This is a genomic window from Pseudomonas sp. FH1 (genome assembly GCF_000510895.2).
Taxonomy (GTDB): domain Bacteria; phylum Pseudomonadota; class Gammaproteobacteria; order Pseudomonadales; family Pseudomonadaceae; genus Aquipseudomonas; species Aquipseudomonas azotoformans_A.
Window position 1 is genome coordinate 23,880 of sequence record NZ_AOHM01000032.1, and the last position, 18,854, is coordinate 42,733.

Sequence of the window (18,854 nt, forward strand, 5' to 3'; positions counted from 1 at the left end):
GCGAGTGATTCCCCATGTTTGAGCGCCTTATCCAATTTGCCATCGAGCAGCGCATCATCGTGCTGCTGGCGGTGCTGTTGATGGCCGGTGTCGGCATCGCCAGCTATCAGAAACTGCCCATCGACGCGGTGCCCGACATCACCAACGTGCAGGTGCAGATCAACTCGGCCGCGGCCGGGTATTCACCGTTGGAGACCGAGCAGCGCATCACCTTTCCCATCGAAACCGCCATGGCCGGCTTGCCGGGTTTGCAGCAGACGCGTTCGCTGTCGCGTTCCGGTTTGTCCCAGGTCACGGTGATCTTCAAGGACGGCACGGACCTGTTCTTCGCTCGCCAATTGGTCAATGAGCGCCTGCAGGTTGCCCGTGAGCAATTGCCCCTGGGCATCGAGACGGCGATGGGGCCGATTTCCACTGGGCTGGGGGAAATTTTCCTATGGACCGTCGAGGCCAAGGACGGCGCACTCAAGGACGACGGCACGCCCTACACACCCACCGATCTGCGGGTTATCCAGGACTGGATCATCAAGCCGCAACTGCGCAATGTGCCGGGCGTGGCCGAGATCAACACCATCGGCGGCTTCGCCAAGGAATACCAGATTGCACCCGACCCCAAGCGCCTGGCCGCCTACAACCTGACCTTGAATGACCTGGTCACGGCGTTGGAGCGCAATAACGCCAACGTCGGTGCTGGCTATATCGAGCGCAGCGGCGAGCAACTGCTGATCCGTGCGCCGGGGCAATTGGCGTCCATCGACGACATCGCCAATATCGTCATCACCAGTTCGGATGGCACGCCGATTCGCGTGCGCAATGTGGCCCAGGTCGAGATCGGCCGTGAGCTGCGTACCGGTGCCGCCACCGAAAATGGCCGCGAAGTGGTGCTGGGCACGGTATTCATGTTAATCGGCGAAAACAGCCGCAGCGTGTCCCAGGCCGTGGCGAAAAAACTTGAAGAGATCAACCGTTCGCTGCCTGAAGGCGTGGTCGCCGTCACCGTCTACGACCGCACCAACCTCGTCGAAAAAGCCATCGCCACCGTGAAGAAAAACCTCTTCGAAGGTGCGCTGCTGGTGGTCGCGGTGCTGTTCCTGTTCCTCGGTAATATCCGCGCCGCGCTGATCACCGCGATGGTGATTCCCCTGGCGATGCTGTTCACCTTTACCGGGATGTTCACCAACAAGGTCAGTGCCAATTTGATGAGTCTCGGCGCGCTGGACTTCGGCATCATCGTCGACGGCGCGGTGGTGATCGTCGAGAACGCTATCCGCCGCTTGGCTCATGCCCAGCAGCGCCATGGACGACTGCTGACCCGCAACGAGCGCCTGCACGAAGTGTTCGCCGCCGCCAAGGAAGCACGGCGGGCGCTGATCTTTGGCCAACTGATCATCATGGTGGTGTACCTGCCGATCTTCGCCCTCACCGGGGTGGCCGGGAAGATGTTTCATCCCATGGCGTTTACCGTGGTGATTGCCCTGCTGGGCGCGATGATTCTGTCGGTGACCTTTGTCCCGGCGGCGATTGCGCTGTTCGTCACCGGCAAGGTCAAGGAAGAAGAAAATATCGTCATGCGCAGCGCGCGTCGGGTCTATGCACCGGTGCTCGACTGGGTGATGGCGCGCCGTCCGCTGGTGTTCGGCCTGGCCGTGTTGACCATCGTTGCGTCAGGCGTTGTCGCCAGCCGCATGGGCAGCGAATTTATCCCCAGCCTCAGCGAAGGCGATTTTGCCCAGCAGGCCCTGCGCGTGCCCGGCACCAGCCTGACGCAGTCGGTGCAGATGCAGCAGCAACTGGAAAAAACCTTGATGGCCCAGGTGCCGGAAATCGAGCGGGTCTTCGCGCGCACTGGCACTGCGGAAATTGCTTCGGATCCGATGCCACCGAACATTTCCGACAGCTACGTGATGCTCAAACCCAAGGACCAATGGCCGGATCCCAAGAAGTCCCGCGAAACCCTGATCGCTGATATCCAGCGTGCCAGTGCGATTGTGCCGGGCAGTGCGTACGAGTTGTCGCAGCCGATCCAACTGCGTTTCAACGAGCTGATTTCCGGGGTGCGCAGCGATGTGGCGGTGAAGGTGTTCGGCGATGACATGGCGGTGCTCAACAAGACCGCCGGGGAAATCGCCGAGACCCTGCAAAAGCTCAGTGGCGCATCGGAAGTCAAGGTAGAACAAACCTCCGGCCTGCCGGTACTGACCATCAATATCGACCGCGACAAGGCCGCGCGTTTTGGCCTGAACGTGGGTGACGTGCAGGACACCATCGCCGTAGCCGTTGGTGGACGCCAAGCCGGTACGCTGTACGAGGGTGATCGACGTTTCGACATGGTCGTGCGTTTGTCCGACGCGTTGCGCACCGATATCGACGGGCTGTCGCGGCTGTTGATTCCGGTGCCGGGTAATGCGTCTGGCCAGTTGGGTTTCATTGCGTTGTCCCAAGTGGCCAGCCTGGACCTGGTGCTTGGCCCGAACCAGATCAGCCGCGAGAATGGCAAGCGCCTGGTGATCGTCAGCGCCAACGTGCGTGGGCGGGATATCGGTTCGTTCGTCGAGGAAGCCGAGGCGGCCATCCTCGCTCAGGTGAAAGTGCCAGCGGGCTACTGGACCACCTGGGGCGGCCAGTTCGAACAGCTGAAGGAAGCCTCCGAGCGCTTGCGCATCGTGGTGCCGGTGGCGCTGCTGCTGGTGTTTGGCTTGCTGTTCATGATGTTCAACAACCTCAAGGATGGCCTGCTGGTGTTTACCGGCATTCCGTTCGCCTTGACCGGTGGGATCATGGCGTTGTGGCTGCGGGACATTCCGCTGTCGATCTCGGCGGGGGTGGGCTTTATTGCCTTGTCCGGCGTGGCGGTGTTGAACGGCCTGGTGATGATCGCGTTCATCCGCAACCTGCGCGAGGAAGGGCGCTCGTTGTCGATGGCGATCAACGAAGGCGCGCTGACCCGGCTGCGTCCGGTGTTGATGACCGCGTTGGTGGCGTCCCTTGGATTTATCCCCATGGCGCTCGCCACCGGCACCGGCGCTGAGGTGCAGCGGCCGCTGGCGACGGTGGTGATCGGCGGGATTATTTCTTCTACGTTGCTGACCTTGCTGGTGCTGCCGGCGTTGTATCAATGGGCGCATCGCAAGGACGAGGAAACACCAGGCTGAACCGTGTAAACCGGCCCGGCTGGCTGCTGACGTCGGCGTGCCCCTGATGCAGGCGCATGATCGACTGCACAATCGCCAGCCCAAGGCCGGTGCCGCCTTCGGCACGGGCGCGGCTGTTGTCGGCGCGGTAGAAACGTTCGAACAGGTGGGGCAGGTGATGGGCTTCGATACCGCGCCCTGGGTTGCCCACCGACAGCGACACGTTCTGGTCGTAGCTTTCCACCAGCAGCAACACACTGGAAGCATCGGGGGTGTGGCGAATGGCATTGGACAGCAGGTTGGAGATGGCGCGCTGGATCATCAGGCGATCCCCCATCACCCAGGCATCGCCGCGCAGGCTCAGGGTGATGTGCTTGTCTTCGGCGCTGAGGGCGAACAGCTCCATCACCCGCTGTGCTTCCTGTGCCAGCGACACCGGGGCAAAACCGGCGCGCGCGGCGGGATGGCTGACCTGAGCGAGGAACAACATGTCCGAGACAATCCGCGACAGGCGCTCCATTTCCTCGGTGCAGGATTCCAGGCCGGCTTTGTATTCCTGCGAAGGCCGCTCGCGGGACAAGGTCACCTGGGCCTTGCCCATCAGGTTGGTCAACGGCGCGCGCAGTTCGTGGGCCAGGTCGTCGGAGAACTGCGACAGTTGCTGCACCCCGGCGTCGAGGCGATGCAGCATCACGTTGATGCCCTCGGCCAGTTCGCCCAGCTCCTTGGGCAGGTTGTCCAGGGACAGGCGATGGGTCAGGTCTTGGGTCGTGACCTTGGCCGCCACGCGGCTGAACTGTTGCAACGGCGCGAGCCCGCGCTGCACCAGCCACCAGGCGCCCATGCCGATCAGGATCAACAGCATCGGCAGGGCGATCACCGTGGAGCGCAGGTAGGCACTGAGCAGCGCTTCATCATCGGAGCGGTCCAGCGATAGCAGCACGCGGACATACTCGCCCCCTTGCAAGGGCATCAGGCGCGTCGCACTGAGGATGCGATTGCCCTGGCCATCGACCCAGTTCAAATAGGCGAGGTTTTTGCCGGTGGGCACGTCAAGCAGCAGCGGTTGCTGGGGCTTGGCGCCGACGCTGAGCAGTACCGGTGCATCGGGCCTTGCGCCGAGGATGGTCAGGTAGATGTTGTCGTGGCCCATCACCAGGTCCAGCAGTGAATGAGGACGGTTGGTGATGCGGTGTTCATCGAGGCCCTGGTTGAGGGTATGGGCCAGTTGCTCCATTTTGTTTTCCAGGCCCTTGCGCGCGAGCTTGTCCAGTTCGTGCGTCAGGGCCAGGTATGCCAGGCTCGCCAGCAGCACCACCAATCCGGCGCCCATCAGGCTGACCGTCAGCCCCAGGCGCATCGACAGGCTGCTGGTCTTCATGGGCGCGCCTCCAGCACATAACCTACACCGCGAATGGTATGGATCAACTTCACCTCGCTCTGGTCATCGACCTTGCCGCGCAGACGGCTGATGGAGACTTCCACCACATTGGTGTCGCAGTCGAAGTTCATGTCCCAGACCAGCGAGATGATCTGCGTGCGGGTCATCACTTCGCCGGCCTGGCGCATCAGTACGTGCAACAGGGCGAATTCCTTGGTGGTCAGGTCAATCCGACGGTTGCCGCGATAGGCGCGGTGTCGGCGGGGGTCCAGTTCCAGGTCCGAGACGCGCAGCACGTCTGGTAGCGGGATGTGCTCGCTGCGCCGCAACAAAGTGCGCACACGGGCGAGCAACTCGGGAAATTCGAAGGGCTTGACCAGGTAATCATCGGCGCCCATGTCCAGGCCCTTGATCTTGTCGGCCAGCCGGCCGCGCGCGGTGAGCATCATTACGCGCTGGTTGCCGTCGCGGCGCAGTTGCTCCAGCACTTCCCAACCGTCGGTGTTGGGCAAGTTGACATCGAGGATCACCAATTCATAACTGTGTTGCCTGGCCAGGTGCAGGCCATCAACGCCGCTGGCGGCGCAATCGACCACATAACCGCTTTCGGTCAGGCCTTGCTGCAGGTAGTCGGCGGTTTTTTGTTCGTCCTCAACCACAAGGATACGCATGGGGGTTACCTTCAAAGAAAACGAAAAGGGGCATGGCCTCATGGCGAGGCTGAGTAGGCTGTAGGAAAACTCTGAAGCGTGAAGTAGCTTTAGGGTCAAGCCGCGTCAGGCGGGTGCGACGATTCGTCACTGACCCAGCACACAAAAAAAACGCCCCAATCGGGGCGCAAAAAGTTCATCTCTGTTCCAAAGGAGCTACACAAAAGCCGCAGAGATGAGTTGTGTTCGATGTGCAGTGTAAAAAGTGCAACTTAACGGGAGGGTGAGGCCAATATTACAGTTCTGACAGACTTCAACTTGTGAACAGATGTAGCGCATCGGCAAGTGAATGTAATTGGCCTCGCTTAAAGCGCTGCAATGGGATACTCGACAATCAAGCGAACCTCTTCCAGGTCCGATTCAAATGCACTTGAGCGCACTGTCGCCTGGCGCAGTCGCAGCGATAAGTCCTTCAAGCGACCACCTTGCACCACATATTTGGCCTCGATGTCCCGCTCCCAGCGGCGTTGATCGGTGAGCGGGTTGCCGGCCGCGTCACGGCGCATGTACACCGCGTTGGCGTTGCTGTAGTCAGCGCCGGTGCCTTTGCCGTAGCGGGTCATGAACGACAAACCAGGAATGCCGAACGCCTGCATGTCCAGGTCGTAGCGCAGCATCCACGAGCGTTCCTTGGGCGAGTTGAAGTCGCTGTACTGGATCGAGTTGTTGAGGAAGATCGAGTCGGACTGGCGCAGGTAATCGAAGTCGTCATCGCCATTGTTGCGTTGGTGCGAGACGGCTAGGCTGTGGGCGCCGACCTTGACCCCGAGCCTGGCGCTCCAGATGTTGTTGTCGAATTCGCCCAGCAGCTTTTTACCTTCGTCCACGGCCTTGTAGTAGTTGAAGTCGCCGAACAGCGAGACGTCTTCGCCCAGTGGATAGTTGCCGGCGGTGCCGAAGTAGTATTGGTCCCAGGCGTCTTTCAAGCGGCTGCTGTAGAGGCTGACACTGAGGTTTTTGTTGACGGTGTAGTCGCCGCCGAAATAGCCGATCCAGGGCGAATCGACCGGGCCCGCGTAGAAGGTGGCAAAGCCCTTGTCCATGCCGCTTTGTGTCGGCTGGCTCATGCCGCTCAAACGCCCGCCCTGCAAGCTCAGGCCCTCAAGGCTAGTATTTTGCACGGTGACGCCGCGAAAGCTTTCCGGCAAAACGCGCGAATCACCGTACGCCACGACCGGGGTCAGCGGAAATACGTCACCGGCCTTGATCACGGTATCCAGCACGCGCAGTTTCGCCGCGCCGCCGAATTTGCTGTAGCTGTCTTCCGGGCGGTTATCGCTGTCCACCGGCAATACGCCGAACGAGCCTTTGCCACCGCTGCGGCCGGTGCCCGAATCCAGCTTCACGCCGACCATGGCGAATGCGTCCAGGCCAAACCCCACGGTGCCCTGGGTAAAACCGGATTCGAAGCGCCCAATCAATCCCTGCGCCCAGGCTTCTGAGTAGCCGTTGCCGGTGGGGCTGGACTGGCCCTTGCGATCATCGCGGTTGAAGTAAAAGTTACGCGCCAGCACGTTGAAGCTGCTGCCTTCGATAAACCCCTCGGGTTTCTCTTGCGCCGCCACGGCGGCCAAGGGCAAGGCGGCGCACAGTGAAAGGGGAAGGCTGTAGTGACGGATACGCATGGTTCGCTCCTAAGTAATGGCAGTTTTCAGCTTCTTATGGGAGTGGGCGTTCTTATTGATCTGGCCCGGGCTGATAGTTGCAAACCGTGGATAACGAAGAAGTGGCGTGAAGATTACAATTCTGGGAGCTCACCGTTATCTAACAAATAAGTAATGTTCTGGTGAAGATTGCGTCAGGGTCAGTTGGTTAGTCTCGGCACTGAACTTTTCAACCGAGGAACTAACCATGAACTTTTATAAAATCGCGCTGGGCGTGTTAACGGCAGTTTTATCGTTCGGTGCATTGGCTGAAGGCGGGGGCGATCGTACGTTCGCGCTGATGATGGAGCGCAATCAGAAAGCCATGGCCGACTATGCCGCCAAAAAGGGCAAGCCGGCGCCCGAGGTGCAGGCGTACCGCTATGGCATGAAGCTGGACATCGCCAAGGTGGTCAACGTCACGCCGCCGATCCGTTCGTGCAACCCGGTGCCGTCGCGCATGACCTACGAAGACTCCAGCGGCAAGCTCAATACCCTTGAGTACCAAGTGATGGGGGTGTGCCGAAACAATGGCAGTTGATGGATCCAAAAATATTGTTGGACCTGAGGCTAAAGCCCTCTTCAGAAAACGCCGACAGCGCCGATGCAGGTCAGATCACTCTCCCCATTTGACCATCGGTGCCCCATGTTCAACACCCGTTTGAAGCAGGAGCTGTCGGCTCTTCGCGAAGAATTGTCCAGCTTGAATCAGGTCAAGGAGAGCCTGGAAAGCGAAATGCTGTGCCTGACGCTGGACGCCGAAGGCCGGGTGGAGTGGGCCAATGCCAACTTCCTGCAAGAGTTGGCCTATCAGAGCGGCCAACTGCTGGGGCGAAAGATCGAAGATCTGGAGCCGGTCCATGTGCGTCGGGATGAATTCCAACAGCGCTTCAAGAACGCCCTGGTGCGCGGCGAGCACTTCGCCGGCACCGTGCGCCTGATGCGTGGCAACGGCCAGGAAGCCTGGCTGCGTTCGATTGTGCAGCCGGTGCGCAGCTCAGATGGGCGCATCAAGCATTTTTCGATTTACTCCAGCGACCTCACCCGCACCATCGAGGCTTCTCGCGAGCACGAAAACCTGATCACTGCGCTGGTGCGTTCCACCGCCGTGATCGAGTTCGACCTCGGTGGCCACGTGCTGACCGCGAACGACCGGTTCCTGGGTGGCATGGGTTACAGCCTGGCGCAGATCCAGGGCAAACATCACCGCATGTTCTGCGAGCCGGAGGAATACAACAGCACCGAGTACCAGGACTTCTGGAAACGCCTGAACGCCGGTGAGTTTGTCGCGGCGCGCTTCAAGCGTGTCGACAGTCATGGCCGTGTGGTGTGGCTGGAGGCGACGTACAACCCGGTGCTGGACGCCACCGACCGGCTGTACAAAGTGGTCAAGTTCGCCACGGTGATCACCGATCAGGTCAATCAGGAACAGGCGGTGGCCGAGGCCGCGAACATTGCCTACAGCACTTCGCTGCAAACCGATAACAGCGCCCAACGCGGCACTACCGTGGTGACCCAGGCGGTGGATGTGATGCGCGACCTGGCCAAGCACATGCAACAGGCTGGCGAGGGCATTGAGGCGCTGAACGCTCAATCCCAGGTGATCGGGACCATCGTCAAGACCATCAGCGGCATTGCCGAGCAGACCAACTTGCTGGCGCTCAACGCGGCCATTGAAGCGGCGCGTGCAGGCGAGCAGGGGCGTGGTTTTGCGGTGGTGGCCGATGAAGTGCGGCAGTTGGCCTCGCGTACCAGCAAGGCGACCGAGGAGATTGTCGGCGTGGTGCGTCAGAACCAGGACATGGCGCGCGATGCTGTGAGTCTGATGACTGAGGGTCGCCTGCAAGCCGAGCAAGGCCTGGCCCTGGCGGCCGAGGCGGGCACGGTGATCGTGGAGATCCAGGACGGCGCGCAAAAGGTGGTCAGTGCGGTAGGGCAGTTCGCCAACCAACTGTCGAGTTGAGCCTGGGGCTTCAGGTATCGTAGGCGCTTTCTTGCATGAAGAGCCGACCGTCCATGAGCCCTACCCACCGTCGCCCCGTTCCGCTGTCCAAGGCCTATCGTTTGCTCAACCACGGCCCGACCGTGCTGGTGAGCGCCGCGCACAACGGCCAACGCAACATCATGGCGGCTGCCTGGGCCATGCCGCTGGATTTCGAACCGCCGAAGGTCGCCGTGGTGCTGGACAAGGCCACCTGGACCCGCCAACTGCTCGAAAGCGCTGGCACCTTTGTGCTCCAGGTGCCTTGTGCGGCTCAGGCGGACCTTGTGCAAACCGTGGGTAACACCACCGGCGCCGACACTGAAAAATTTGCCGCCTACGGCTTGCAGACGTTCAAGGGTGAACACACCGAAGCGCCGTTGCTGGAAGGTTGTGTGGCCTGGCTGGAGTGCCGTCTGCTGCCCGAGCCTCACAATCAGCAGACCTACGATCTGTTCCTCGGTGAAGTGGTGGCGGCCTATGCCGACGCGCGCGTATTCAGCGACGGCCGCTGGCATTTTGAAGGCCATGATGAACTGCGCACCTTGCACCATGTGGCGGGCGGGCATTTCCTTACCATCGGCCAGCCGATTGATGGGCGTCAGCTCTAAGCCTTACCAGCGTGCGTTTGCCAGTGCTTCGGCAAACGCCATCAACTTCGGGGAATACTGCCGGGACGGCGGATAGACCAGCGAGATCGCTCGACTGCGCCCGGCGACGTCTTCCAGCACCGGAACCAGGCGCCCGGCCGCGAGGTCGTCGCGCACGGCAAAGTCCATTACCTGGGCAACGCCAAAACCACCCACGGCGCCGTCCACCAGCGCATCGCCGATATCGAAGATCAGCCGCCCTTCGACGCTGACATCCTGCACCCTGCCGTCGATCATGAACTGCCAATCCACCAGGCGGCCGCTGCGTAGATTGCGTACGGTGAGGCAGTTGTGGTGCTTGAGGTCATCGATGCAGTGCGGAGTGCCGAAACGTGCGAGATAAGCGGGTGCGGCGACCGTGACCCAACGCAGTGGCGGTAGGGCGCGGGCGATCAGGCGCTGGTCCTGGATCTCGCCGGTACGCAGCAAGGCATCGAAACCTTCATCGACGATATCCACCAGGCGATCGGTCATCACTGCCTCGATGCGTAGCTCGGGGTAACACAGGGTCAATTCGCCGATCACCGGCATCACCACTTTGCGTCCGAACAGCGACGGCGTGCTGATCTTCAACAGGCCGGACGGGTTGCTGCGTCGGTCGAGCATCAGTTTTTCGGCTTCGGCCAGTTCCGCCAGCAACGGTGCACTGCGCTCGTACAACATCTGCCCGTCGGGGGTGAGGCTGACGCTGCGCGTGTTGCGTTGCAGCAGGCGAACCCCCAGCTCGCTTTCCAGGCGCGAAATGGCGCGGGACAGACCGGACTGGGTCAGCCCCAGGTCACCGGCAGCGCGGGTGAAACTGCGGGTTTCGGCCACGCGGACCAGCAGGCGAACAGCGTTCAGATCCATGATTAAAGTCATTACTGAAAGAGTGATAGCGGTATTTATCATCGATCAGGCATGAAAGAAACTGATGCTCTCTTATTTTCGGACAGGACGCTGTGATGTCTCCTTCTCGACCCTCAGGCTGGATGCTGACGTTGCTGGCCACCGCGCAATTGATCATCGCGCTGGACGCCACCATCGTGTTTGTTGCCCTGCCGCAGATCGGCATGCACCTGGATTTTTCCGCCCAACAACTGCAGTGGGTGGTCAGCGCCTACAGCGTGGCATTTGGCGGGTTCTTGCTGTTGGGTGGCAGGGCCACCGATTTGCTCGGCAAACGACGTTTGTACCGGGTGGGGCAGTCGCTCTACGCCCTGGCCTCCCTGGCGGCTGTGCTGGGTGGCAGCGCGACATTGCTGGTACTGGCGCGGGCGGTGCAGGGTGTGGGCGGCGCGATGCTGTTCCCGGCCACGCTCGCGCTGATCAACACCCACTACGCCGAAGGGCCGGCGCGCAACCGTGCGTTTGCCGTGTGGAGTGCGGCGTCGGCGGCCGGGCTGGCGTTGGGCGCGTTGCTGGGCGGCGTGCTGACCCAGGTGTGGGGCTGGGAAGCGGTATTTCTGGTGAACGTGCCTCTGGCGGGCGGCTGTGCGTGGGCGGCGCGGTACTGGATCCCCGCTGATGGTGAGCGTGCGGGTGGACGCAACTTTGATATCAGCGGCGCGTTGACTGTGACCGTCGGCGGTACCTTGCTGGTGTTCTCGTTGGTACAAGGCCCGGAATGGGGCTGGACGGCACCGTCCACCCTCGGCTGCCTGGTCTTGGCATTGGCACTGCTCGGGCTGTTCGCCTGGATCGAGCACCGAGGCCGCGACCCGCTGATGCCGCTGCGCCTGCTTGCTTACCGCGAACTGCGCATGGCCATGGTGCTGACGGCGGTGTTCATGAGCAGTTTTGGCGTGCAGTACTACTTCCTCGCGTTGTACTACCAGCAGGTCTACGGCTACAGCGTATTGCAGGCGGGGCTGGCGTTCTTGCCGGCGACGTTGGTGTGTACGTTCGGCATCTGGTTGGCAGAGCGCTCGCTGGTTCGGCTGGGTTTGCGCAACACCTTGGTCTGCGGGCAACTGGCGGGGGCGGTGGGCATTGCGCTGGTGGTATGGGCGCTGCCGACCGGCGTGGGGTTCTGGTCGTTACTGCCGGGGATTTTCATCCTGAGTGTCGGGCAAGGCATGACCTGGACCGCGATGTGGGTGGCGGCGGGCCTGGGTATCCGGCAAGGGGAGCAGGGCGTGGCGGCGGGGATGGCGTCCACCAGCCAGCAGATAGGCGGGGCGTTGGGGTTGGCGGTGCAGCGAGCGCCGGTGGCATCGAGCAGGCGTTGTGGTGGAGCGCGGCGATCGCCCTGGCAGGCGCGGTGTTGGCACTGTGTCTCAGGCAACCGGCCGGGTTATCTGTTCTGGAAACGGTCTGACATTTTTACCCAGCGCGACGGTGGCATGCCGTAGGTGCTGCGAAATTGCCGGGTCATGTGACTCTGGTCGGTGAAACCGGCGGTCATTGCCGCGTCGACCAGCGATTGGCCTTGGGCCAATAGGCTGCGCACCAAGTCCAACCGACGCATGGTCAGGTAGCGGTAGGGGCTGGTGCCGAACAGCAATCGAAAATCCCGCGACAGCGCCCAGCGGTCGCGACCGGCATGGTCGGCCATCTCATCCAGGGTGATGCTGCGGCCCAGGGCGCCGTGGATAAATTCCCGGGCACGCTCGGCGGCCACGTAGTCGAACGTCTTGCGGCTGATGATCCCGCCCGAGACGTTGCTCAAGGCGTGGGCCAGGTCGAACAGGGCGTCCTGTTCCTGCAACGGGTCGATGGGGTTATCCAGGTTCTGCAGCAACACTTCGCTGGCGCGAAACAGCCGTAGGTCGGTGGACAAACCATTGGGGATAAACGGCAGTGGCTTGCCGCCGAGGATCTGTTGGATCAGCGACGGCTCGACATAAATCATCCGGTACTTGAAGCCCTCATCACTGCCTGCGTGACCGTCGTGGGTCTCATCGGGGTGCAGCACCATGGTGGTGCCGGGCAGGCTGTGGACCATGTCTCCACGATAGTGAAAGCTTTGCACGCCGGTCAATGTACGCCCGATGGCGTAGGTGTCATGGCGATGCGGGTCGAAGGCAAAGCCGGCAAAGTACGCCTCGATACGGTCCAGGCCACTGGCATGCGGGGCGCGGTGCAGCCAGTCGAGAGTGGCGGTGGGTTTGCCCATGGTGGTGTGTCACAAAAAAGAGAGGGAAGTACGTTAACCCAGTCTGGCGCGGGTTGTCTGCCGAGTCTTGAATGATCGTGCGGGTTTCTGTTTATGAGCGTCAAAGGGTTATTATTGTATTGTTTTATAATGAATTATTATTGTTTTACGATAATTTTGTGGTTGTCTTGCCTCGACATTCCTTCAGAGAGGCCTTTCATGAATACCCAACGTCTTGCTCAACTCAGCCAGCGTATGTCGATGATCACCCTGCTGCTGATCATCAGCATGTTGGTGCTCAACGCGGCTGTCTGGCTGTTTCCGGTATTGAGTTCTTCGGCCGACGGGCTTGGGTTTGGCTTCGCGCTGAGCGATCGCCAGATTCAAGGGCGTGCCGAGCAGGTGGCGTTGTTTCCCTTCTGGCAGATCCTGGGGGGGATCGTGTTGTCCAGTGTTCCCTTGATGGCACTGGCGTCCGGTCTGAATCACCTGCGCAAGCTGTTCAAGAATTATGCGCGAGGCGAGTATTTCTCCAGTGCGGCAGCGTTGCATCTGGGTAAGGTTGGCAAAGCAGTGGCGATCTGGGTGTTGCTGGATTTCTTATGTGAGCCACTATTGAGCGTCTGGGTGACCATGAACGAGCCGGTCGGCCAGCGGATGATCAGCCTGAGCGTGACGGCGCCCAGCTTTGTTGCCCTGTTTCTGGCTGCCTGTATTGCGGTAATCGCGCGTATCCTGTTGCAGGCCAGTGAAGTGGATTCTGAAAACCGTACTTTTGTTTGAGATCGACATGCCCATTGTGATTGAGTTGGATGTCATGCTTGCCCGGCGCAAGGTCAAGTCCAAGGACCTGGCGGCGGCCATCGGGATTACTGAACAGAACCTTTCCTTGCTCAAGCAGGGCAAGGTCAAAGGCATCAGGCTCGGGACGCTGGATGCCATCTGTACTTACCTGGATTGTCAGCCCGGTGACTTGCTGGTTCATACGCCAGAGCCGGTTGCCGACCAGTAGAGCCTTATCAACACTGCGAAGAAGGATCATTCGATGCTGCTTTCCAACCTGCCATACGCTGCGCCGTTGTTGTCATTGGCCCTGCTCTGGACGGTCGCGGTGGTGACACCGGGCCCCAACTTTTTCAACACCGCACAACTGGCGGCCAGTTGCTCACGTCGCCATGGCGTGGTGGCATCGGCCGGAGTGGCCACCGGAACTGTCATGTGGGGGCTCGCGGGCGGCTTGGGCATCAAGTCGCTGTTTACCGCCGCGCCCATGCTGTACATGGCGTTCAAGATCATCGGCGGTTGCTACCTGATTTATCTCGGCCTGAAACTGTTCAAACGCTCGGCACCCGCCATGAGCCAGAGTGTGCTGCCGGACGAGGCGCGTCGCTCATTGTTCTCCGCCTGGCGCCTGGGGTTGCTGGGCAACTTGTCCAACCCCAAGGCGGCTCTGTTTGTGGCGACCATCTTCGCGTCCACCATGCCACCGTCTCCCTCGCCGATGCTGCTGACCCTGGCGGTCATGACTATGGCCACCTTGTCGTTCAGCTGGTATTCCTGCGTGGCCCTGGTGTTTTCCAGTGAGCGCATGGCCGAGCTTTACAGCCGCTCGCGCAAGTGGCTCGACCGCTTTGCCGGTGGCTGCTACCTGCTGTTCGGTGCACATCTGGTAGCGAATCGCTGACCGCCCGTGGTAAGAAGCCTTACTTTCAACAGTGAGGCCGGGTCATGAGCAAGGTGCGGGTAGGTATTATTTTTGGTGGCCGGTCGGCCGAGCACGAAGTCTCGTTGCAATCGGCGCGCAACATTGTTGACGCGCTGGACCGCTCCCGTTTCGAGCCGGTGTTGATCGGTATCGACAAGGCCGGCCATTGGCACCTCAACGATACGTCGAACTTCCTGCTCAACCAGGAAAACCCGGCCCTGATCGCCCTCAACCAGTCCAACCGCGAGCTGGCGGTGGTGCCCGGCAAGGCCAGCCAGCAACTGGTGGAGACCTCGGGTTCGGGCCTGCTGGAACATGTGGATGTAATTTTCCCCATCGTCCACGGCACCCTGGGCGAAGACGGTTGCCTGCAAGGCTTGCTGCGCATGGCGGACCTGCCTTTTGTCGGTTCCGACGTACTCGGCTCGGCGGTGTGCATGGACAAGGACATCAGCAAGCGCCTGCTGCGCGATGCCGGCATTGCCGTCACCCCGTTCATCACCCTGACCCGCAGCAACGCGGCGCGCACTTCGTTCGAGGCTGCGGTGAACAAGCTCGGCCTGCCGATGTTCGTCAAACCCGCGAACCAGGGTTCTTCGGTAGGTGTGAGTAAAGTAGGCGACGAAGCCGAGTACTTCGCCGCCGTCGAACTGGCCCTTGGTTTTGATGAAAAGGTGTTGGTTGAATCCGCCGTAAAAGGCCGTGAAATCGAATGCGCCGTGCTCGGCAACGAAAACCCCATCGCCAGCGGTTGTGGCGAGATCGTGGTGAGCAGCGGTTTCTATTCCTACGACAGCAAATACATCGACGACCAGGCGGCCCAGGTAGTGGTGCCCGCCGACATCAGCCTGGAAGCCAGCGAGCGCATTCGCGGGTTGGCCATCGAGGCGTTCGAGGTGCTGGGCTGTTCCGGTCTGGCACGGGTCGACGTGTTTCTCACGGACGAGGGTGAAGTGCTGATCAATGAAATCAACTCACTGCCCGGCTTCACCCGCATCAGCATGTACCCCAAGCTGTGGCAGGCGGCGGGGATGAGCTACAGCGAGCTGGTGAGCCGGCTTATCGAGCTGGCGTTGGAGCGGCATGCGGGGCGCAAGGGGTTGAAGATCAGTCGGTGATGCGAGCAATCCACGAATAAATCAGCGTCTTCACCTCCTCCGGATGATGCGTCCTGCGGCGGTAGCTGGCAAAGGTGGGTGACGTGCAGTAAGTGCACACCTCACTCACCTCGATCTGCTCCCGCCGCAGGCCGGCCGCTTGCAGCAACATCACGCCATAACCACTCAAATCAAACCACGCACTTGCGGCTTGCCGGGGATGGGGTGGTGCGATTTCAGGTGGTAGCAATGGCGCGGGTTGCACCACGCTCCACGGCGCTCGCCCGCTTAACCACAAGTGCCCCTGATCCGCCTGGAACTGCGTGATAAACGCCTCGCTCACCTCATAACAGCACGGCTTGATCGACGGCCCTATCGCCACCCGCAACTGGTCGGCGGCAACGCCTTCATCCGCGAAGCGCTGCACGGTGTTAGCAATAATCCCTGCGTGCAATCCCTTCCATCCGCCATGCACTGCGGCGACTTTCTCGCCATTCTTTGAGGCAATGAGAATGGGCAGGCAATCGGCGGTGATTACCGCGATGGGCTGATGCTCGCCGGTGCACACGCCATCTGCCTCTACCGTATTGGGCACCTGATCCGCTTGCCATTCAATCACTGACGCGCTGTGTACCTGCTTGCAGATAAACACTTCTTGCGGGCGCAGTGGATCATTGATCGAACAAAAACCGTGGTCGACGCCAGGAATGGCGCCGAGATTGTCTGCCTGTTGCAAGAGCGCATTCTCCGTTGATTGAATCGTCAGTCGCCAACCGCTGCGCCTTCGCGCCGAGGGTCGGCGCCGCCGCTCAGCGACAGCTTGCCCTGGGCATCCCGCGTGCGGACGATGGCCTGGATGCCGCTGGTCATATCGATTTCGCTCAGCGCATGGCCTTTGTCCTTGAGGGCCTGTTTCAGCGCGGGGCTGAACAGGCCGGTTTCCAGTTCGGTCGCGCCATTGCGGCTGCCGAAGTTAGGCAGGCTGATGGCGGTTTGCGGGTCGAGTTTCCAGTCGAGCATCGCCACCAGGGACTTGCTCACGTACTCGATGATTTGCGAGCCGCCGGGCGAGCCGACCGTGGCCAGTAACTCGCCGCTGTTGCGCTCGAACACCAGGGTTGGCGCCATGGCCGAACGCGGGCGTTTGCCGGGCTCGACGCGGTTGGCGACGGGCTGGCCATTTTCTTCAGGGATAAACGAGAAGTCGGTCATCTGGTTATTGAGCAAGAAGCCCTGCACCATCACATGGGAGCCGAATGCCGCTTCCACCGTGGTGGTCATCGACACGGCGCCGCCCAGGTCATCCACAGCGACCACTTGCGAGGTGGAAATGCGCAGCGGCGAGCGGTCCGGCGCGTAAGCCACCTGGATGCCCGCAGGTACGCCCGGCTTGGCGATGCCCATGCTGCGCTCGCCGATCAAGGCCGCACGCTTGGCCAGGTAGTCCGGTGCGACAAGACCCGCCACCGGCACCGGAACGAAGTCCGTGTCGGCGACATAGAGCGCGCGATCGGCAAACGCCAGGCGCCCAGCTTCGGCCAGCAGATGCACGGCTTCCGGTGTGGGCTCAAGGCCGGCAGGCGACGGGCTTTTCACTGGGAGCATGGGGGCGATGGCCAGGGCGGGATCGCGGGCCTCCAGCGCCTGCAAGGTGCCGAGGATTTGCGCGATGGCGACTCCACCGGATGACGGCGGCGGCATACCGCAGACTTTCCACTGTTTGTAGTCGGTGCACAGCGGCGTACGCTCCTTGGCGGTGTAGCCCCTGAGATCCGCCTGGGACAGGCTGCCCGCGTTGCGATGGCCCTGCACCTTGCGCACGATTTCATCAGCAATCGGCCCTTGATACAGCGCATCCGGGCCTTCCTTGGCGATGCGTTTGAATACATTGGCCAGTGCCGGGTTTTTCAACAGGGTACCGGTGGCTTTCGGCGTGCCATCGGCGTTCAGGAAGTACGCCGCCATGTCTGGCGATTGTGCGATAGAGCGGTCGGCTGCGATCAGGCTGTGCAGGCGTGGAGAAATCGCGAAGCCCTGTTCCGCCAAACGGATTGCCGGCTCGAACAGCTCGGCCCATTGCAGGTGACCGGTCTTCTTGTGAGCCATCTCCAGTGCTCGCAATACCCCAGGCGTGCCGACCGAACGCCCACCAATCTGCGCCTCTGGGAATGTCATCGGCTTGCCATCAGCCTTCAGGAACAACCGCTCCGTCGCCCCGGCCGGTGCGGTCTCACGGCCGTCATAGGCGTGCACGGTTTTTCCATCCCACAGCATGATGAATGCGCCACCGCCGATGCCGGATGATTGCGGCTCCACCAGGGTCAATACCGCCTGCATCGCAATTGCTGCATCAATCGCCGAACCGCCTTTGCGCAGCATTTCGCGTCCAGCCTCGGCCGCCAGGGGGTTGGCGGCGGCGGCCATATGGCGCTCGGCGTGTTGGGTGGTGAGGTCGGTGCGATAGCCTGAACCCAGTTCGGGAGCCGGTGGCTGTTCGTTGACAGAGGTATTGCATGCAGCCAGGGCGAGGGCTGCGGCAATCACCGACAGTTGACGGCGGGAAATCGAAAACACGCGCTGAACTCCGTTCATTTTGAGAATGATCTGTTGTCCTTGGGGTACTGCGTTTTACAGGTAAATCGTGCCTTGCAGGTAGAGCACGGCATGGCCGGAAATGATCACGCGGTCACCCTTGAGTTCGCAGCGCAGTTGGCCGCGGCGCGTTCCGCCTTGTTCCGCTGTCAGTTGCGACTTGCCCAAGCGTTCGGCCCAGAACGGCGCCAGTGAAGTGTGGGCTGAGCCCGTGACCGGGTCTTCATTCACACCCACGTTGGGGCCGAACCAGCGCGAAACGAAATCAAATCGCGCGCTTTTGGCGGTCACTGCAATCCCGCGTTTCGGCAAGCCTTTGAGGCGGGCGAAATCCGGCTTCAGTGCGGCGACTTGCGCTTCGTCTTCCAGCAACACGATGTAGTCATCGGTGCTGAACACGTCGGCCTGTTCAATGCCCAGCGCGCTCAACATTCCGTCGGGTGGTTCGCAGGGTTGGGGTTGCTTTGCCGGGAAGTCCATCGCCAGTTCATTGCCGTTGCGGGTCACCCGCAGTTCGCCGCTGCGTGTCGCAAAGCGCAACACTTCAGGCGCGTCCGGCAGTTGGTGAATCAGCACCCACGCCGCCGCAAGTGTGGCGTGGCCGCACAGGTCCACTTCGACCTCCGGCGTAAACCAGCGCAGCTCGTAGAACCCGTCACGGGGCACGAAGTAGGCGGTTTCAGAGAGGTTGTTTTCTGCCGCGATGTTTTGCAGCTGCTCATCGCTGAGCCACTCGGTCAGCGGGCAGACAGCGGCCGGATTGCCGCCGAAGACGGACTGGCTGAAAGCGTCGACTTGATAGATATCCAGTTTCATCGAGAGCACTCCGTGTAAGGGTGGAGCCGGACACTAACAGTGGGTCAGGCAAGCGTCAAAATACAGATGAGC

General features: G+C 61.2%; 16 protein-coding genes and 1 pseudogene. 9 read left to right on the forward strand and 8 right to left on the reverse strand.

The features are described 5' to 3' along the window. Positions 1–14: 14 nt before the first annotated feature. Positions 15–3,152, forward strand: coding sequence for a CusA/CzcA family heavy metal efflux RND transporter (locus H096_RS11990; protein ID WP_033898415.1), 3,138 nt, complete (start codon positions 15–17; stop codon positions 3,150–3,152). Here H096_RS11990 and H096_RS11995 read toward each other — a convergent pair. The 3 genes from H096_RS11995 to H096_RS12005 all read right to left on the reverse strand — a co-directional run bounded on the left by H096_RS11995 (position 3,076) and on the right by H096_RS12005 (position 6,847). After that, positions 3,076–4,512, reverse strand: coding sequence for a heavy metal sensor histidine kinase (locus tag H096_RS11995; protein ID WP_033898417.1), 1,437 nt, complete (start codon positions 4,510–4,512; stop codon positions 3,076–3,078). The two genes, H096_RS11990 and H096_RS11995, sit on opposite strands and share 77 nt — an antisense overlap. Further along, positions 4,509–5,183 carry a heavy metal response regulator transcription factor gene (locus H096_RS12000; RefSeq protein WP_033898419.1) on the reverse strand — a complete coding sequence of 225 codons (675 nt, stop codon included), beginning with the start codon at positions 5,181–5,183 and terminating at the stop codon, positions 4,509–4,511. The genes H096_RS11995 and H096_RS12000 overlap by 4 nt, the downstream gene beginning before the upstream one ends. A gap of 344 nt (positions 5,184–5,527) precedes the next feature. Beyond that, positions 5,528–6,847 (reverse strand): OprD family porin, encoded by a 1,320-nt coding sequence (locus H096_RS12005; RefSeq protein WP_033898420.1) that lies wholly within the window; start codon positions 6,845–6,847, stop codon positions 5,528–5,530. Between the two features lie 226 nt (positions 6,848–7,073). On the opposite strand from H096_RS12005, the gene H096_RS12010 reads away from it, so the two are divergent. The 3 genes from H096_RS12010 (at position 7,074) to H096_RS12020 (ending at position 9,457) form a co-directional block, all read left to right on the forward strand. Then, complete coding sequence (locus H096_RS12010) at positions 7,074–7,406, forward strand: DUF2790 domain-containing protein (RefSeq protein WP_033898422.1); 333 nt, start codon at positions 7,074–7,076, stop codon at positions 7,404–7,406. 105 nt (positions 7,407–7,511) lie between these two features. Then, entirely contained in the window at positions 7,512–8,828 is a 1,317-nt protein-coding gene (locus tag H096_RS12015) for a methyl-accepting chemotaxis protein (protein ID WP_033898423.1), read from the forward strand. 53 nt (positions 8,829–8,881) lie between these two features. Continuing rightward, positions 8,882–9,457: a flavin reductase family protein gene (locus H096_RS12020; RefSeq protein ID WP_033898424.1), complete on the forward strand. Its 576-nt coding sequence runs from the start codon at positions 8,882–8,884 to the stop codon at positions 9,455–9,457. A 3-nt stretch (positions 9,458–9,460) separates the two neighbouring features. On the opposite strand, the gene H096_RS12025 is transcribed toward H096_RS12020, so the two are convergent. Then, positions 9,461–10,345, reverse strand: a complete 885-nt coding sequence (locus tag H096_RS12025; protein ID WP_033898426.1) for a LysR family transcriptional regulator — start codon at positions 10,343–10,345, stop codon at positions 9,461–9,463. 122 nt (positions 10,346–10,467) lie between these two features. Between H096_RS12025 and H096_RS12030 the strand changes: the two are divergent. Next, positions 10,468–11,795, forward strand: a pseudogene (locus H096_RS12030) (MFS transporter). On the opposite strand, the gene H096_RS12035 reads toward H096_RS12030, so the two are convergent. After that, positions 11,772–12,593, reverse strand: coding sequence for an AraC family transcriptional regulator (locus tag H096_RS12035; RefSeq protein WP_033898427.1), 822 nt, complete (start codon positions 12,591–12,593; stop codon positions 11,772–11,774). The pseudogene H096_RS12030 and the gene H096_RS12035 sit on opposite strands and share 24 nt — an antisense overlap. A 198-nt stretch (positions 12,594–12,791) precedes the next feature. Between H096_RS12035 and H096_RS12040 the strand changes: the two genes are divergently transcribed. From H096_RS12040 to ddlA, 4 genes are read left to right on the forward strand one after another with little or no spacing between them, the layout of a single operon-like run. Then, positions 12,792–13,355: a DUF2975 domain-containing protein gene (locus H096_RS12040; protein ID WP_033898428.1), complete on the forward strand. Its 564-nt coding sequence runs from the start codon at positions 12,792–12,794 to the stop codon at positions 13,353–13,355. 7 nt (positions 13,356–13,362) lie between these two features. Beyond that, a complete protein-coding gene (locus tag H096_RS12045; protein ID WP_033898429.1) occupies positions 13,363–13,584 on the forward strand; it encodes a helix-turn-helix transcriptional regulator in 222 nt (73 codons plus the stop codon). Positions 13,585–13,617: 33 nt separating this feature from the next. Next, the gene (locus H096_RS12050) at positions 13,618–14,256 is read left to right on the forward strand and encodes a LysE family transporter (protein WP_033898431.1); all 639 of its coding nucleotides are present in this window, start codon (positions 13,618–13,620) and stop codon (positions 14,254–14,256) included. Positions 14,257–14,300: 44 nt separating this feature from the next. Continuing rightward, positions 14,301–15,395 (forward strand): D-alanine--D-alanine ligase, encoded by a 1,095-nt coding sequence (gene ddlA / locus H096_RS12055; RefSeq protein WP_033898433.1) that lies wholly within the window; start codon positions 14,301–14,303, stop codon positions 15,393–15,395. Here ddlA and pgeF read toward each other — a convergent pair. The 3 genes from pgeF to H096_RS12070 are packed head-to-tail and all read right to left on the reverse strand — an operon-like array spanning position 15,385 to position 18,782. Beyond that, positions 15,385–16,110 (reverse strand): peptidoglycan editing factor PgeF, encoded by a 726-nt coding sequence (gene pgeF / locus H096_RS12060; RefSeq protein WP_033898434.1) that lies wholly within the window; start codon positions 16,108–16,110, stop codon positions 15,385–15,387. The genes ddlA and pgeF overlap by 11 nt on opposite strands. Positions 16,111–16,136: 26 nt before the next feature. Further along, positions 16,137–17,966 carry a gamma-glutamyltransferase gene (gene ggt, locus H096_RS12065; RefSeq protein WP_051422012.1) on the reverse strand — a complete coding sequence of 610 codons (1,830 nt, stop codon included), beginning with the start codon at positions 17,964–17,966 and terminating at the stop codon, positions 16,137–16,139. A gap of 36 nt (positions 17,967–18,002) precedes the next feature. Continuing rightward, entirely contained in the window at positions 18,003–18,782 is a 780-nt protein-coding gene (locus H096_RS12070; RefSeq protein ID WP_033898437.1) for a PhzF family phenazine biosynthesis protein, read from the reverse strand. Positions 18,783–18,854: the final 72 nt, after the last annotated feature.